This window comes from Flavobacterium sp., assembly GCF_035456085.1.
Taxonomy (GTDB): domain Bacteria; phylum Bacteroidota; class Bacteroidia; order Flavobacteriales; family Flavobacteriaceae; genus Flavobacterium.
The window spans coordinates 25,156-40,782 of the sequence record NZ_DATIDY010000134.1 but is presented as its reverse complement, the minus strand read 5'-3'; the positions used below and the strand labels follow the sequence as shown (position 1 = coordinate 40,782).

General features: G+C 31.2%; 14 protein-coding genes and 1 riboswitch. Of the genes, 11 read left to right on the top strand and 3 right to left on the bottom strand.

The features are described 5' to 3' along the window. The first annotated feature begins 20 nt into the window (after nt 1–20). The 6 genes from VLC96_RS10475 to VLC96_RS10450 all read left to right on the top strand — a co-directional run bounded on the left by VLC96_RS10475 (nt 21) and on the right by VLC96_RS10450 (nt 8,712). A complete protein-coding gene (locus tag VLC96_RS10475) occupies nt 21–2,258 on the top strand; it encodes a hypothetical protein (protein ID WP_325262749.1) in 2,238 nt (745 codons plus the stop codon). Between the two features lie 15 nt (nt 2,259–2,273). Further along, entirely contained in the window at nt 2,274–3,173 is a 900-nt protein-coding gene (locus VLC96_RS10470; RefSeq protein ID WP_325262748.1) for a coiled-coil domain-containing protein, read from the top strand. An 11-nt stretch (nt 3,174–3,184) separates the two neighbouring features. Continuing rightward, nucleotides 3,185–5,740, top strand: coding sequence for an Hsp70 family protein (locus VLC96_RS10465; protein WP_325262746.1), 2,556 nt, complete (start codon nt 3,185–3,187; stop codon nt 5,738–5,740). 21 nt (nt 5,741–5,761) lie between these two features. After that, nucleotides 5,762–7,564 carry an AAA family ATPase gene (locus tag VLC96_RS10460; protein WP_325262745.1) on the top strand — a complete coding sequence of 601 codons (1,803 nt, stop codon included), beginning with the start codon at nt 5,762–5,764 and terminating at the stop codon, nt 7,562–7,564. 5 nt (nt 7,565–7,569) lie between these two features. Continuing rightward, nucleotides 7,570–8,079 carry a tellurite resistance TerB family protein gene (locus VLC96_RS10455; protein ID WP_325262744.1) on the top strand — a complete coding sequence of 170 codons (510 nt, stop codon included), beginning with the start codon at nt 7,570–7,572 and terminating at the stop codon, nt 8,077–8,079. A gap of 309 nt (nt 8,080–8,388) precedes the next feature. After that, the gene (locus VLC96_RS10450) at nt 8,389–8,712 is read left to right on the top strand and encodes a hypothetical protein (protein WP_325262742.1); all 324 of its coding nucleotides are present in this window, start codon (nt 8,389–8,391) and stop codon (nt 8,710–8,712) included. A 2-nt stretch (nt 8,713–8,714) separates the two neighbouring features. Here VLC96_RS10450 and VLC96_RS10445 read toward each other — a convergent pair whose 3' ends face one another. The 3 genes from VLC96_RS10445 to VLC96_RS10435 form a co-directional block, all read right to left on the bottom strand. Further along, nucleotides 8,715–9,146 carry a hypothetical protein gene (locus VLC96_RS10445; RefSeq protein WP_325262741.1) on the bottom strand — a complete coding sequence of 144 codons (432 nt, stop codon included), beginning with the start codon at nt 9,144–9,146 and terminating at the stop codon, nt 8,715–8,717. 27 nt (nt 9,147–9,173) lie between these two features. Further along, entirely contained in the window at nt 9,174–9,629 is a 456-nt protein-coding gene (locus tag VLC96_RS10440; protein WP_325262739.1) for a hypothetical protein, read from the bottom strand. Nucleotides 9,630–9,735: 106 nt separating this feature from the next. Further along, nucleotides 9,736–9,888 (bottom strand): hypothetical protein, encoded by a 153-nt coding sequence (locus tag VLC96_RS10435; protein WP_325262737.1) that lies wholly within the window; start codon nt 9,886–9,888, stop codon nt 9,736–9,738. A 61-nt stretch (nt 9,889–9,949) separates the two neighbouring features. Continuing rightward, nucleotides 9,950–10,046: riboswitch (SAM-I-IV-variant riboswitch) on the bottom strand. A gap of 1,246 nt (nt 10,047–11,292) precedes the next feature. Between VLC96_RS10435 and VLC96_RS10430 the strand changes: the two genes are divergently transcribed. Genes VLC96_RS10430 through VLC96_RS10410 form a run of 5 tightly spaced genes read left to right on the top strand, consistent with a single transcriptional unit; the run spans nt 11,293 to nt 15,602 of the window. After that, nucleotides 11,293–12,867 (top strand): type I restriction-modification system subunit M, encoded by a 1,575-nt coding sequence (locus tag VLC96_RS10430; RefSeq protein WP_325262735.1) that lies wholly within the window; start codon nt 11,293–11,295, stop codon nt 12,865–12,867. Then, the gene (locus VLC96_RS10425) at nt 12,867–14,147 is read left to right on the top strand and encodes a restriction endonuclease subunit S (RefSeq protein ID WP_325262732.1); all 1,281 of its coding nucleotides are present in this window, start codon (nt 12,867–12,869) and stop codon (nt 14,145–14,147) included. The genes VLC96_RS10430 and VLC96_RS10425 overlap by 1 nt, the downstream gene beginning before the upstream one ends. Before the next feature lie 47 nt (nt 14,148–14,194). Beyond that, on the top strand, nt 14,195–14,707 hold the full coding sequence (locus VLC96_RS10420) for a hypothetical protein (protein WP_325262730.1): 513 nt from the start codon (nt 14,195–14,197) through the stop codon (nt 14,705–14,707). After that, complete coding sequence (locus VLC96_RS10415) at nt 14,704–15,171, top strand: helix-turn-helix transcriptional regulator (protein WP_325262728.1); 468 nt, start codon at nt 14,704–14,706, stop codon at nt 15,169–15,171. Before VLC96_RS10420 ends, VLC96_RS10415 begins: the two co-directional genes overlap by 4 nt. A 5-nt stretch (nt 15,172–15,176) precedes the next feature. Further along, nucleotides 15,177–15,602, top strand: coding sequence for a hypothetical protein (locus VLC96_RS10410; protein WP_325262726.1), 426 nt, complete (start codon nt 15,177–15,179; stop codon nt 15,600–15,602). Nucleotides 15,603–15,627: the final 25 nt, after the last annotated feature.

Genomic DNA, 15,627 nt, shown 5'->3' with positions numbered 1-15,627 from the left:
AGTTATCAAATGATTTAGAAATGGATATAATTAAAAATAACCCATACAGGATAATAGGAATATTGGTTGGTACTTCAACAAAGGAAGAACATTCTAAAACTAAAAAACTCAAAATGTATATTGGGGCGGGACAGGAAGTTCCAGAAGATTTTAGCTTTCCTATTATTGGTCATTTGGATAGAAATATCGATAATGTAAACGATGCCATTTCTAAGTTAAATCTAAATAATGATCGTGTTAACGCCTCATTATTTTGGTTTTACAATGGTAATGCAATAACAGATGAACCGATGTTTGATGCTTTAAAAGCATCAGAAGAAGAAGCTAAAGAAGCTATAGCTGTTTGGATAAAATTGGTAGCTGCAGAGGAAGTCACAAAAAGAAATGCATCAGCTTTTCAAAACCTTTCCACTTTATATCTGAATAGTGCTATTAAGAAAGCTACAATTTCTAAAACTAAACTTGAAAAAGGAATCACTCTAAAATTGAAGTTTTTAGAAAGTGATTTTATATATGATTTTATTAAGCTTTCCTCAGATGAAACCTATAAAGTATCGAAAGAAGCTTTACAAATCAACTTCTTGACCCAGGTATATTCTGAAATTGAAAAAGTAGACACAACACTTGTGGATTGGTATCTTGGTTGTATTTCAAAAATTTCATTTACGGCTAGACAAAATTATTTACGCGATTTCGTTTCAAAACCAATTGACCATATTAAAACGAGAATTGAAGAAACAAAAGTAAAAAGGAAAGATAAGCCAAGTAAAGCATATGCTTTAGGGTTAAGTTTATTTGATAGCGAAAACGGTAAAATAAATACAATACAAAATATTCTGGGTAAAAACAGTATTCAATTCACTTCTATATCTGATAAACTTTCCGATGAAATATTACAATGCGGTATTGATTACTTTAAAAAGTACAGAGATACTGACACTGATCCAAGTACTAAAGCAATGTATTTGTTCAAGAAAGCAAAAAAAATGGCTGTTGGCAGTATTGCAATTCAAAGATGTAAGGAAAATACAGAAAACCTTCAGGAATGGATTGATGAAAAACCGGAACGTGACAAAATGAATTCAATTCAAATTCATCTTAACACATTGCTTCAATTGTTTGATGAATTTGAAAATAAAATCGAAAATATTGCCAATGCCAAAATATTAGTAAATTCAGCAAAACCGCATTTAATTAATATAAAAAATGTTTTAGGCAATGCAGATGAATTATATTTAAGACTTTCAACTCGTGTTGCGGGTCAAGCTCAAAGTTATATTATTGAAGAAGTGAACAATGTTCAGGAAAATCTTGAGTATAAATTATCTGTAGATAGATACGGAACATTAAATAAAATAAAAACAGCATTTAGAAACGGATGGGAAGTAACCAATTTAATTGGCACTTTGGATATGGAGCATGAGTACAAAACAAGTAGATTTAATCCTTACAAAGAAACTTTAAGAGGTCTTTGTAATCAATTAGACATTAGCACAACAAGTTATAGTACATCTTCTCCAAGTAGTTCCTCAAGATCATCCACGTCCTCAAGACCAAGCTCTACATATACTCCTCCAAAATCTAGTTCAAATGATACAAATTGGGGAGGATGGATTTTTGGTATAATTCTTTTTATAATTATAATTAAGTCTTGTAGTGGTGCTAACGAAAATCATAATAGCAATAGTACAAATTATGATATAGCAGTGGATACAGCTGCAGTCGTAGCTGATACAATTGCAGTCGCAACAGACACAACTGCATATCCGATAGATACTTCAGCTACAATTCCTCCTAAAGTAAATTATTCAAGTCCATATATTGGAAACCAATTACAAAATGGAGAATCACCACTAGATGATTGCTTTGGTTCGGGGTCTTATCAAGGTAACGCAACTTTAACAATTAAAAATGGTGGTAATGCAGATGCAATAGTATGCCTATATAGTGTCTCTAATGATAGAACTATTAGAAATGAATATATACAGAAAAATTCAACTTTTAAGATGTCAAACATTGCTCAAGGTTATTATAAGATTCGGATCTTTTATGGTAATGACTGGAATCCGAATTTAGTAAACAATTGTGGCTCTAAAGGAAATTTTGAATCCGACGTGAATTTTTCAGAATTTGATGGAGAGGAATATTTTGAAGATAGTTCAAGAGGATTTACAAATGCAACAGTTACACTTTATACGGTTGCTAATGGTAATGCGTCATCTTCCACAATAGATCAATCTACTTTCTTTAATAAATAATAAAATCTTTTAGCAATGAAAAAACAACTTGTAATAGCTCTTATCCTTTTCAATTATTTTAGTTCACTTGCTCAAGTAACCAAAGAAGATTTGAACCAAGAAATTAAGCCTTTGACAGAAAAGGTAAAATCGCTTCAATCTGAAAACAAAAAACTTAAAACAGAAGTTGATAATCTTAATTCAAAACTTTCTGAAGTAAACTCTAAGCTCGATGCTCTTGACCAAAAAACCCAATCTAATACTTCAGATATTCAAAAGACAAGTTCAGAGTTAAACGGAAAAATAGCAAATTCAGAAACAACAACAAATCAAAAATTCACACGGGTTGATAATTCTTTGAGTAAAAATTCTTTGTGGTCGATCATTGGAATTTTAGGAGCAATTATTGTTTCAGGACTAGTATATTGGTTAGTGAGCAAACGCCAAACTACCGACAAAACTGATGTTGAAGCACAAATTAGCAAAACTAAGAAAACACTCGAAGAAGAAGGTGTGAAATTGGACACTAAATTAACAGAAGTTCTAGAAACACAATTGAAATTAGTACAAGAAGAAAGAACGAAAATACCGGCTAATAAATCAGAAGAAATAGACCATTCACTTGCTTTAAAAGTAGCCGATGAAATTGTGCGTATAAATAAAAACCTATCCAATATGGATGCCAATACCAAAGGTTTAAAGCAACTATCAGCATCTGTAAAACGTATTGAAGATAACTTTGCAGCTAATGGTTATGATATGCCAGAAATACTAAACAAACCATTCGATCCAAGAATGAAAATGGTTGCGAATATGGTTGAAGATGAAAATTTAGAAAAAGGATCTGAAGTAATAACTAAAATAATCAAACCACAAGTAAACTTTAAAGGAGTGATGATACAATCGGCTCAAGTAGAAGTTTCTGTAGGTCAATAAATAATTAATAAATGAGAACAAAAATAGACTTTGGTATTGATTTAGGAACTACTAATTCAGCAATTGCAAGAATTGAAAATGGCAAACCAGTTATTAAAAAATCGGACACCTTAAAAGATACTATTCCTTCTTGTGTTAGTATTAATAAGAAAAAGGATATTCTAGTTGGCGACCCAGCTTTTAATGTATTAAAAGGTGATAAGATTAGAGCGCTTAAAACTTTGAAGCAAGAAAACTCAAATGCTTACATTGAATTTAAAAGAACAATGGGTAATGATGCTACATTTCCAAGTTCTCATATGGGTAAAGATTTTACATCGGAAGAATTGTCTGCTGAAATATTAATGAAATTGAAATCATTTATTACGGATGAATTAGTGAAATCGATTGTTATTACTGTACCTGCAAAGTTCACTATGGTTCAAAAGGACGCCACTGTAAAAGCGGGTAAACTAGCAGGTTTTGAGCATATTGAATTGTTGCAAGAACCTATTGCAGCATCTATGGCTTATGGACTTGATGCTAATAATAAAGATGGGATATGGTTAGTTTTTGACTTTGGAGGTGGAACTTTTGACGCTGCAATAATTAAAGTCGAAGATGGGATTATGAAAGTTATCGATACAGAAGGTGATAACTGGCTAGGAGGTAAAAATCTTGATGAAGCAATTGTAGATAATTTAATAATTCCATACTTAAAAGAAAATTTTGAATTAGAAACTTTTTTTGAAGACGACACTAAAAAAGAAATATTAAGAAACGCAATAAAATCAAAAGCCGAAGAATGTAAAATCGATATGTCATTTAAGGACAGTACGAATTTTTATTATGACTTGGGGGAATTTCCATTAAATGACGATAATGGTGATGAAATTGAAATTGATTTTACTATTGATCAGACTTTAATGGCTCAAGCTGTTGGTTCAATATTTCAAAAATCAATTGATATCTGTAATGATTTATTAAAAAGAAATAATCTAAAAGGGGCTCAATTAACAACCTTATTATTGGTGGGTGGTCCAACTTATTCTCCAATTTTGAGAAAAATGTTAAAAGAGCAAATCACAGATAAAATTAATACAAGTATTGACCCAATGACATCTGTAGCTTCTGGTGCTGCATTGTTTGCTTCGACTATTTCTGTTTCAGAAGAAGTTATGGAACAAAGCAGAGACACTACCAAGTTACAATTAGAAATTAAGCACGAGGCAACTACGGTTGAAGAGGAGGAAATGGTAAACATCAAAATCCTTAAAGAAAAAACAGAAGGCACTATTCCAGATAAAGTTTTTGCAGATGTGGTGCGTGGTGACAAAGCTTGGTCAAGTGGAAAAAAACAAATTAGTGAAAAAGCTACTTTAGTTGATGTCCAGTTAAATTCAGGCGCATCAAATACTTTTGAAGTTATACTATATGATGAACAAGGAAACAAACTAGAATGCCAACCTAATACGTTTAACATATTACAAGGTATCAATCCCGCACAAGCTACATTACCTTATCATATTTCAATTGAAATCACAGACCGTATTCAAGGAAAGGACTTGTTAACAGCAATAAAAGGATTAGATAAAAATCTTACTTTACCTGCAACTGCTGTAACTAAAGGATTAAAAACACAAAAAGATATTCGCCCAGGAATAAGTTCGGATGAAATTATCATTCCTATCTATCAAGGGGATTATTACGCTGAAGGGACAACAGCTATCCATAGCACTCATATAAACGACGTAAAAATTAACGGAGAAGATTTACCTTCATTACTTCCAGCTGGTAGTGATGTTGAAATTACTTTAAAAGTGGATCGTTCCGAGCAAATGACAGTATCTATTTTCTTCCCTTATTTAAACCATACAGAACAACAAACAGTAGAAATAATCCAAGGTAAGTCAGTTAGCAAAGAATGGTTGGGAAATGAAATCAGAAAAGCTAGAAAAACAGCCAAAAGATTACAAGAAGAAAATAATTCCAAAGAAGTTGAAAAAATCATTACCAACATTAATGGAATTGCTGAGCAATTAGAACACAAAGGCGGTGGAGACAGCGGTAAACTCGAAGTTCAGGATAATTTATTAAAAGAACTAAGAGCATTAGATAAGCTAGATAGTGAAACTGAATGGCCAAAAGTGGAAAAAGAATTAAAAGAAAACTTTTATGACTTAGAAGATTTGCTAAATAAGGTGAAAATTAATGGTGAAGAAGGAAATTTAAAAATGGAAGCTATCGATGCACATATGGAGGAGTTCAAGGTAAAGATTGAACAAATTATAAAAGCAAAAAATGTTATTCACGCCAAAGAACTTATGGATGAAATAGATAGTTTAGATTTTAATATTAGAGATATTTTGACGGGGCCACAAATGGATGTTTCAATGATTAATAGCATTAATTCTAATTTTTCAAATACAAATTGGAAAGACAGTAACAAAGCCAGAGTCTTATTAAACCAAGCTATGCAATCAATTAATAATGGTAATGTTTCAAATTTGAGACCAATATTAATTCAAATAATTGATGTTATGGATAGAGATGACGCTGAAAAACTAACGGGTAAATTGACTAGATAATTAGAAATTAACATAAATAGGATGCTGTCGAAAAACTTTTCTATAAATGATGATTACAAAGTTTTACTGTTCGTAAAACAGGGCTTCTATGCAGAAACTTATAGAGTTAAAGGGAATGATGGGAAACTTTACTTCTTAAAGCTATTTAATTATTCTCAATTGCATAAATCAGCTTTTGATGAAGACAATAATATTCTTGAAATAGAATTAGTAAAGTCAATTCAGCACCCAAATTTGGTTACTTACAAAGACAGTGGTGAAGTTGTTATTGAAAATAAGAAATATGCCTATTTGGTCCTGAATTTTATAGCTGGGGAAACGTTATCTGAAAAGATAATTCGTGAAAAATATAAATCGCTTTATGATATTAAAAGCATAATTATTGAAATACTTGAAGGTTTAAAATACTTGCATCAACAAGCCAACCCTATAATTCACAACGAAATTACATTGCAAAATGTAATGTTAGATTTAGCACAGGGTAATCCAAAACCAAAAATCATTGATTTTGGTTACGCTAGAGAGTTTCATCAATCATCAAAGGTTTTTAATAAAGAAGGATTAAATCCTAATTTTCTTGCCACTGAATGTTTTCATAATATTTATTCGCCACAATCTGATGTGTTTTCGGTAGGTATAGTTTTATACCAATTGATTTACAATTCATTACCTTGGATTATTGATGTTTCTAAATTTAAAGGTAAACAGTCTGAATTGGAAGATAAAATTGTAGAGGAAAGAAAGAAAAAAATAAAATTTCCAAATGTTTCTGATGATATTATTGATTTCGATGATGTTATAACTAATATTATTAAAAAAGCATTGCATACTGATACAGAAGTAAGATTTAGTTCTGTGGATGAATTTATAAAAGCACTAAAAGGCGAATTAATTGTAGAGGATATTGATACAATCCAAATTCAAAAATCCAATAAAGAACCTACTAAAAAGAAGAAAACATTCAGTTCAGTAGCAAAAGGGAAAGGTTTTAATGCCATAGCAGGAATGCAGGATTTGAAAAACCAACTTCAAGTTGATGTTATTGATGCTCTTCGTAATCCGGAAGAGTATGAAAAATATGGAGTAACTATTCCTAATGGAATGTTATTATTTGGACCTCCAGGCTGTGGTAAAACATTTTTTGCCAAACATTTTGCAGAAGAAGTGGGTTTTAATTTTATGTTAATAAAACCATCATCGTTAAAAAGTCGTTATGTAAATGCAACTCAAGAAAACATTGCAAAAATGTTTGAAGAAGCAGAAGAAAACGTACCAACTATTATTTTCATTGATGAAATGAATGAATTAGTTCCAAGCAGAGACAGTGATGCTCACGAAATGTCCAAAAGTGCTGTGAATGAAATGCTAGCCCAAATGGACAGAACAGGTGAAAAAGGAATATTCATAATCGGAGCTACTAATTATCCTCATATGATTGATCCTGCTATTTTGAGGGCGGGTAGATTAGATAAAAAATTCTATTTATCTCCACCTGATTTTGAAGCTAGAAAAGCTATGTTTGAAATGTATCTAAATTCTAGACCGACTGATTTTGGAATAGATTACGAAAAATTAGCAAATCTAAGCGATAATTTTGTAGCTGCCGATATTGAGCTTTTAGTAAATGATGCTTCCAGAAATGCATTAAAAGTTAAAGGTCGGATTACGATGGAAATACTTGAAAATGTGATAAATAATACAAAACCATCAGTTTCAATTTCAGAATTAAATAAATACGAAGAACTTAGAAAAAAAATGGAAGGTGATAACACCCCAATAATTAACAAAACTATTGAACGTCCAATGATAGGTTTTAAAAAATAAAAAAAATGGAAACAATCACTTTTGACAAATTACTATTAAAAACTGCATTTTGTTGTATGGCTTCTGATGGACATATTGATAACAGAGAAGTTACTTTAATAAAAAAAATGTGCCAACAATCTCCATTATTTATAGACTTTGATTACGGTAAAGAAATCAATGTTTTGTTAGCAAAAATTAATGAACTCGGCTCAGAATTTATTCAATATTATTTTAATTTACTACACAAGACTGTCTTAACAAAAGAAGAAGAGTTAACCATAATAGACTTTGCAATTAATACTATTAATGCTGATGAAAAAGTTGAATATTCTGAGATAAAATTTTTTAAAGCAATGCGTAAATGTCTAAATATTACTAATGAAAATATTTTAGTTGTATATCCAGATTTAGAATATTATTTAGAAGAAGATATTAATACAGAAAGTGAATTAGATAAATTAGTCAATAACTATTTAATTTCCATTGAATTACCGAAATTTGAAAAGATCAATTTAGAGAATTTAGAAAATTAATAATTCATTTTTAATTCAGACACTCTTCTTTTTTTTAAAAGTACTTTTAAATAAAGGCATTTGACAATTTTTTTTAATTCTACATAATGCAATGTAAAAAATTTTATATGAGGAGACTCATTTATAATGGATATATCTTTTTTTATCGCAATTATTATAACGTTAAGTTTTTCACAACTTACCTGTGTTAAATCCAAATTCATTTTAAAAAGAATTTGGATTTTTTTTATTTCATAGGGTTACCTTTTTATTATTTCTGTATTAATGAGTATAAACAAATAAACATTAACAATTTTAAATTTACTTATTATGAAAAATTTACTTTTCCTTATCGCATTTTTATTTACTACAGCTTTATCATTTGCCCAAGTTTCTGTAAGCGGGTATTACAGAAGCAACGGAACTTACGTTCAACCACATCAAAGAACGGCACCAAATTACACTCGAAATGACAATTACAGTACAGTTGGCAATGTGAATCCATACAAAGGGCAAGCAGGAACTCATCCGAGAGACGGTTATAGCTCCAGAAGAACTACTTCTAGCAATTATAGTACTCCAACTTATAGCAATACTAGTACTTATTCATCTCCTACTTATGCCCCGACAAGTAAGGAACATCTTGAATTATAAGATTAGAGTGTAATATTTGGATCAATAGTTTCAGATTGTTCTAGCATTATGGTATTGTCTGGAAAGACGATAACCACTCTGTTTTGCTGGAGTAATTCCATCAAAATTTCTATCAAACGGATAATCGCTTTTCTCAGCACTGCTTCTTCAATTTGGAATTTTGGATATTGAATAAAGTCCAACGAAACGGAGGGCTCTTCTTGTCCTAAACAAACAATTTCGCATAACGTTATTTTAGTACTCAAAACAAGTTCGAACTCCTTTTTTATTTGTTTCTGAGCTGTCAATAATACCATTTTGAAATCACTAAATGAGATTAATTCATTGGAATAACCTTTTATCAACCCAATTGTTGCTTGAGCATTAAAGGTTGGAGCTGTAATTAGAACGCTACTGTTTTTATCTTCTTCGGGATAGTTAAAAGATGTTTTCATATAATTTGTTGGTAATTTTAAATGTGATTATCCAAGCGAATTTAGATTATTCATTTCTTCTTTGTCTAAAAAACCATTACAAACACCAAACTCTATTAATCGGTCTTTATCAAAGTCAAAATAAAATGCTATGGACTGGCCAAAAATTATATTCTTATTTTTTAGGTCCTTTGTGTATTTGTAAGTCCAACGATACGCTTTTACCGTTTTCCCAATTTTACAAAACATGCATTTTGAATCGAATTGTTTCACATCGAGCAGTTCTGTTTCTTTATACAGGTTGTTCCAACTTTCCATACGGTTTAAAATAGTGCTTAAAACTTCTTTATAATCTTCCACAAAGGATAAATCATAAGTAATGAAAAGCTTTGCAAACAAAACTGGCTCCATAGTTTTGCATGCGATTTCTAAATCTCGTAAAAATGCTTTGGTGATTTCCGCCGTAAAATATTCTCTGTCTAAAATAATTGTTGTGTTGCTCATGATTTATTTTTTATTGATTTCAGATGTAACTTTTTCAATTAATATCGAATTTCATTAAAGGTAACCCATATTGAAAGGGATAATTCCCGTAAAGTCAAAATAGTATTTAACTGCTGGTGTGTGACGATAAAAGATAGGTCTGATTGCTGATTATACCGTAATTGTGAACAATTGCGGATGTGAAATCGATTTCCAATGCTGTAGCAGGAAATGCTTGAAAGCTGTTTTCAAACTTTAAAGTAATTGCATGAGTATTCATAACGTAACAAATTAAAAATTAAACTTTTTTGTTAAGTCGAAATAATGCGATAAAGAAAGTGGCTTCTCAATACATTTGAACGACTGTCCCGCATACTAAGCCACCGTGTCATGAGTTAATCGGTTGGCATCCGCCTTGGCGGATTCTTGATGCTTTGGCAAATATTGTAAATAATAATTGGGACACGCAAATACTTTTTCTTTTTTATTTGTTTTGTTTTGTTTTATAAATGTTTAATATTCAAAAAGAGAACATATGTGTGGTTTTATTTTGTAATTATGTCCTATCCTGACATAACGATACACAAAAACCTTCGTTTTGATGAACAAAAAAATTACTCATTTTGTTTCCCTTTTTGTGGCTTTAGATAGATATTTAAGTGCATTTTTGAAGTCCATTAATCAAAGTTCATTTTATAGTTTTTACAACGTTTTAATGTACTTATTTTATTCAGTTTAAATTTTTTGCCATAAAAACCAAACAAAGTTGGTAAAAATGTTTTTAGACACAATTACTGGCCAAGTCTTAAAAAGAGTTCTAAGGCTTCTTTTCGTTTCCTCAAACAAGCCAAGAACACTAGATTTAAACTTGTCCTGATTGCTTTCTAAAATCATTTTTAAATTTAGGGTTCAGTTTTAAAGGCGAAAAACTCAAGCTCAACGGAAGATGTAATTCAAAAATTTTAGTCTTTTCGAAAAACAAAAAAAATGAGCTGATGATATCCAATTTTTTAAAATAAAAATTAGATACAAGGTTTGCTTAAAGGCTCAAAATCTAAATCTAACAAATGATATAATTGATTTTAAAAGCAATTTTTTTTCGGACTTTTCTGTAAAATGACTTTTTATTAATTTTTAAAAGAAAAAGAAATCTTTTTTAATTTTTTAAGGATATTTTACAAAACCGCTAGAAGCCTAAAAATTAAAGGGATGACGCTGTTTTGTGTATGGTACAAAAACTCGATTTTGATATTTATTTATTCCCAAAGTAGCAGTTTACCTATCTCTAATATAATGGATTGGAAAGTTATTTTAAATTCCTTTTAGCTTTAAAAGATTTTATTTAAAGGTTTCAATTAATTTAAACACTACACAAAAATCAAGCATATTAAAAATTAATACTATAGTAATCGAATATTTAGGCATAAGTATTTCCGACAGGGAATACTTATGCCTAAATATTTGACCTTCACTTTTGATCAGAACACGAATTATAAGAGACATGGTATTTGTTAATATTGCTAATGAGCTTTAAATCAATTTAAAAATATAAAACAACGTTAAAAAGAATTAAATTATACGTGATACTCATTCATTTTACAATTTTCTTCTACCCGTTTTAGTATAAATTCGATACTTTAGCAAACCTATATTTCCTATTTTAATTCAAAACAATAATTGCTTAATGGCAGCCGAACAAAAACAAAAATTAGAACAACAACTCTGGAATATTGCAAACACCCTGCGCGGGAAAATGGATGCCGATGATTTTAGAGATTACATATTAGGTTTTATTTTCTACAAGTACCTAAGTACCAAAATGGACTTGTATGCCAACACAATACTTGAACCAGACGGCTTGACTTTTCAAGACGTCGAAGGACATGCTGATGAAGCGGCCTTGCTGGAAGAAATCAAACAATTAGCGTTAGATAAATTAGGTTACTTTTTGTTGCCATCCGAATTGTTTTCGGAATTGGCTCGAAGAGGTAATGCTGGCGGAAAAAACAATTTTATCTTGGGCGATTTAGCCAAAGTACTCACGCACATTGAGCAAAGCACGATGGGATCAGAAAGTGAGGAAGATTTTGGCAACCTGTTTTCCGACTTGGATTTAACTTCACACAAACTAGGAAAATCCGAAGCCAACAAAAACGAATTGATTGTAAAAGTCCTCGTGCATCTGGACGAAATTGATTTTGATTTAGAAAACACCGATAGCGATGTACTGGGCGATGCCTACGAATATTTGATTGGGCAGTTTGCCAGTGGCGCAGGAAAAAAAGCGGGAGAATTCTATACCCCGCAACAAGTGAGTAGCATTTTGGCACAACTGGTAACGGTGGGCAAAGATAAACTCAAGAGTGTTTATGACCCAACTTGTGGATCGGGTTCATTGTTGTTGCGTGTGGCCAAAGAAGTAAAAAGTGTAAGTGAATTTTACGGACAGGAAATGAATCCTACGACATACAACTTATGCCGTATGAACATGATTATGCACGATGTACATTACAAACGTTTTGACATAAAGAACGAAGATACGTTGGAACGCCCACAACATTATGACATGCGTTTTGAAGCCATTGTGGCCAATCCCCCATTCTCGGCAAATTGGAGCGCGAGTCCTTTGTTTATGAACGACGACCGTTTCTCTGCCTATGGAAAACTCGCACCAAGCAGTAAAGCTGATTTTGCTTTTGTACAGCACATGGTGCACCAGTTGGATGATAATGGAACCATGGCTATTGTTCTCCCTCATGGCGTTTTATTTCGTGGTGGTGCCGAAGGACACATTCGTGAATATTTGATAAAAGAAAAAAATTATCTCGATGCCGTAATAGGTTTGCCTGCCAATATTTTTTACGGAACCAGTATACCGACTTGCATTTTGGTTTTGAAGAAAGACCGAAACAAGGATGCTGAGCGCAGTCGAAGCATTTTGTTTATAGACGCCAGCCAACATTACGAAAAGGTTAAGACCCAAAACGTGTTGCGAACCGAGGATATTGACAAAATCATTAACACTTACAAAAGCAGGACTGCAGAAGTTAAATACAGCCATCTTGCGCCTTTGAGCGAAGTAGAAACCAACGATTACAACCTGAACATTCCTCGTTATGTGGATACCTTTGAAGAAGAAGATGCCATAGATTTAAATGCCATAACGACCGAATTGAGGGAATTGGCAAACCTTGGTAAAACAACCGATGCTACCATTGAAGAATTTTGTACGGAATTAGGAATTGAAACCCCATTCTAATGAGTACAGCAATTTTAGATATCGAAAAGAAAAAAACTCTTGTTCCTAAATTGAGATTTAAGGAGTTTGGGGGAGAATGGAATAAAATTAAATTAGGAGAAGCTTTTACAATTTTTAATGGATATGCTTTTGCAAGTAAATCATCAGTAGATGAAGGAGTTTTATGGGTTAAAATTGCTGATGTTGGGATTCAAGAAATGAAGAGCAATAACCTCTCATATCTTCCTATTTCATTAAAAGAAAAACACAAAAAATTTATTTTAAAAAAAGGTGATTTTGTTGTTGCATTAACTAGACCCATCCTAAATGGAAAATTAAAGATTGCCGAAATAAATAGGTTTTTCGACGGAGCTTTATTAAATCAACGGGTTGGTAAAATAATTTCTAAGAATTCACATTATTTTATTTATTCACTATTACAAAAGACAGATTTAATTAAATCTATTGAAAATAACATTGCAGGTTCAGACCCTCCAAATTTATCTCCAAACGAAATAAATTCAATAGAGATTTCAATCCCAACCCTCCCAGAACAACAAAAAATAGCTTCTTTTTTAAGTGCGGTCGATGAAAAAATACAGCAACTATCCCGCAAAAAAGAACTATTAGAACAATACAAAAAAGGCGTAATGCAACAAATGTTCTCTGGCAAATTGCGCTTTAAAGATGAGAATGGAGAGGATTATCCGGATTGGGAAGAGAAAAAGTTGGGAGAACTAGTAACATTAATGCAAAGTGGTATTTCTAGAATGTTAAGTGACACAGATATTGGATTACCTATAATTCGTTCTAATAATTTACAAAATGGCCGAATAGATGTAACAGATATTAAATATTGGTTTAAAATTGATAATCAAGGTGCTAATTTGGAAAATTATGTATTATCAGAAGGAGATTTACTAGTAAATTTTATAAATAGTATTGCTCAAATTGGTAAAGTTGCTATGTTTTCAGATTTAATGAAACGGAAAACAATTTTCACTACAAATTTGTTGCGTTTACGCTTTAATGAAAAAGTAACTAGTCATTTTATGATAAATTATTTTCACTTGAAGCAGTATGAAGATTTTATTCAGTCTATAACTAAACCTGCAGTTAATCAAGCAAGTTTTACAACTAAAGATTTTCGAACTTTTATTGTAAACCTTCCATCACTACCAGAGCAACAAAAAATCGCTAATTTCTTATCGAGTATCGATGTTAAAATAGAAAGTACGAACCAACAAATCACCAAAACGCAAAGCTTTAAAAAAGGCTTGTTGCAGCAAATGTTTGTGTAAATAATTGTTAAAAAGAACACAATAAAATAAACCTATAAGTTGATTAAATGAAAATAGATGCTATATTTGCACCATCATTATTTGCTTTCCACTACCCTGGAGAAGTAGATAATGAGTATGATCGACTAATGGATAATTGGACAGATGTTAGTTATCTTAGAAAATATGCAAAAAGCAATGCTATAGAAAATATAAATCAATTTGTAAAGGACAGACTAAAAGATGCTGAACAAATACAAGATGTATTAGAAGAAATTACGACAAATAATCAACCTTTAGAATTTTATTTTAGAACACTTTTTGATACAGAATCGGGGATTAAAATACTTTCTTTACAAAAAGGAAAAATTGATAACAATGGAATTAGAATCTATGCTATTAAAATTGATGCCAATTGTTTCGTTATTACAGGTGGCGCTATAAAAATGAGTCAAGCTATGCAGGATCATCCCGATTCAAATAATGAACTAACAAAAATCAAGGCAGCAAAAGAATATTTACAAGAGAACTCCATTTTTGATACAGATTCTTTTTACGAACTTATAAACGAATTACAATGAGTAATATAGAAAAATTCACCGCTTTGGTTTCTTCAGAAAAAACCAATACAATAGCCAAAAATAGAGAAAGAATAAAAAATAGAGCAATGTTGAGAGAATCTCAAAATATTGCCCTAAAAGTTCTTGATCGTTTGGATGAATTACATTGGACTCAAAAAAAATTAGCTATAGAATTAGACGTGAGTCCCCAACAAGTTTCTAAAATAATAAAAGGCCAAGAAAACCTCACTTTGGAAACTCAAATAAAACTTCAAGACATTTTAGATATTCCAATATTAGCATCCTACTTTGAAAAAAATAAGGGCAAAAGCACATCGAAAGTTGCAATCACTACAACTGAAAAGTATGTTGCTCCAAAAATGCAGTACAATAGCGGAGATGAAATTTTATTAGCTAAAAAAGAATTTAAAATGGAGTATAATCCAATTTCTGAAAAGTATAACTATTTCGAACAAACAGCATAATTAAAATGGAATCAATAGGCTTTGCTTTGGCAGCTATCAAAACAGAACAATTTGCTTTGTTTGAAGAAAATTTTTCCTCAAAAAAAGAGGCAAACATCACAACTTCGTTGGAATTCAAAATTAATACAGATCAAAAATTAATTGGGGTTTTTGCTACTTTTACTTTTGAACAGGCAAAGAAAACATTTATTAAAATACAGGTAAGCTGTCATTTTAAAATTGAACCAGAGGCTTGGACTTCATTTCTTAAAGATAGTAATGTTATTTTTCCAAAAAATTTCATTAGCCATTTAACAATGTTAACCATCGGAACTTCCCGAGGAATTTTACATTCTAGAACAGAAGGTACAGAATTTAATAAATTTATTCTTCCGACTATCAATGTAAATCAGCTAGTTGATAAAGATGCTGAATTTAATATAAGTATTTAGAAATGGCGTTCTTGCAATTATTTAT

What these genes read in the sequence shown, in the direction of transcription:
- VLC96_RS10475 (WP_325262749.1), top strand. Translation starts at nt 21, where the DNA reads ATGGATATAATTAAAAATAACCCATACAGGATAATAGGAATATTGGTT.
- VLC96_RS10470 (WP_325262748.1), top strand. Translation starts at nt 2,274, where the DNA reads ATGAAAAAACAACTTGTAATAGCTCTTATCCTTTTCAATTATTTTAGT.
- VLC96_RS10465 (WP_325262746.1), top strand. Translation starts at nt 3,185, where the DNA reads ATGAGAACAAAAATAGACTTTGGTATTGATTTAGGAACTACTAATTCA.
- VLC96_RS10460 (WP_325262745.1), top strand. Translation starts at nt 5,762, where the DNA reads ATGCTGTCGAAAAACTTTTCTATAAATGATGATTACAAAGTTTTACTG.
- VLC96_RS10455 (WP_325262744.1), top strand. Translation starts at nt 7,570, where the DNA reads ATGGAAACAATCACTTTTGACAAATTACTATTAAAAACTGCATTTTGT.
- VLC96_RS10450 (WP_325262742.1), top strand. Translation starts at nt 8,389, where the DNA reads ATGAAAAATTTACTTTTCCTTATCGCATTTTTATTTACTACAGCTTTA.
- VLC96_RS10445 (WP_325262741.1), bottom strand. Translation starts at nt 9,146, where the DNA reads ATGAAAACATCTTTTAACTATCCCGAAGAAGATAAAAACAGTAGCGTT.
- VLC96_RS10440 (WP_325262739.1), bottom strand. Translation starts at nt 9,629, where the DNA reads ATGAGCAACACAACAATTATTTTAGACAGAGAATATTTTACGGCGGAA.
- VLC96_RS10435 (WP_325262737.1), bottom strand. Translation starts at nt 9,888, where the DNA reads ATGAATACTCATGCAATTACTTTAAAGTTTGAAAACAGCTTTCAAGCA.
- VLC96_RS10430 (WP_325262735.1), top strand. Translation starts at nt 11,293, where the DNA reads ATGGCAGCCGAACAAAAACAAAAATTAGAACAACAACTCTGGAATATT.
- VLC96_RS10425 (WP_325262732.1), top strand. Translation starts at nt 12,867, where the DNA reads ATGAGTACAGCAATTTTAGATATCGAAAAGAAAAAAACTCTTGTTCCT.
- VLC96_RS10420 (WP_325262730.1), top strand. Translation starts at nt 14,195, where the DNA reads ATGAAAATAGATGCTATATTTGCACCATCATTATTTGCTTTCCACTAC.
- VLC96_RS10415 (WP_325262728.1), top strand. Translation starts at nt 14,704, where the DNA reads ATGAGTAATATAGAAAAATTCACCGCTTTGGTTTCTTCAGAAAAAACC.
- VLC96_RS10410 (WP_325262726.1), top strand. Translation starts at nt 15,177, where the DNA reads ATGGAATCAATAGGCTTTGCTTTGGCAGCTATCAAAACAGAACAATTT.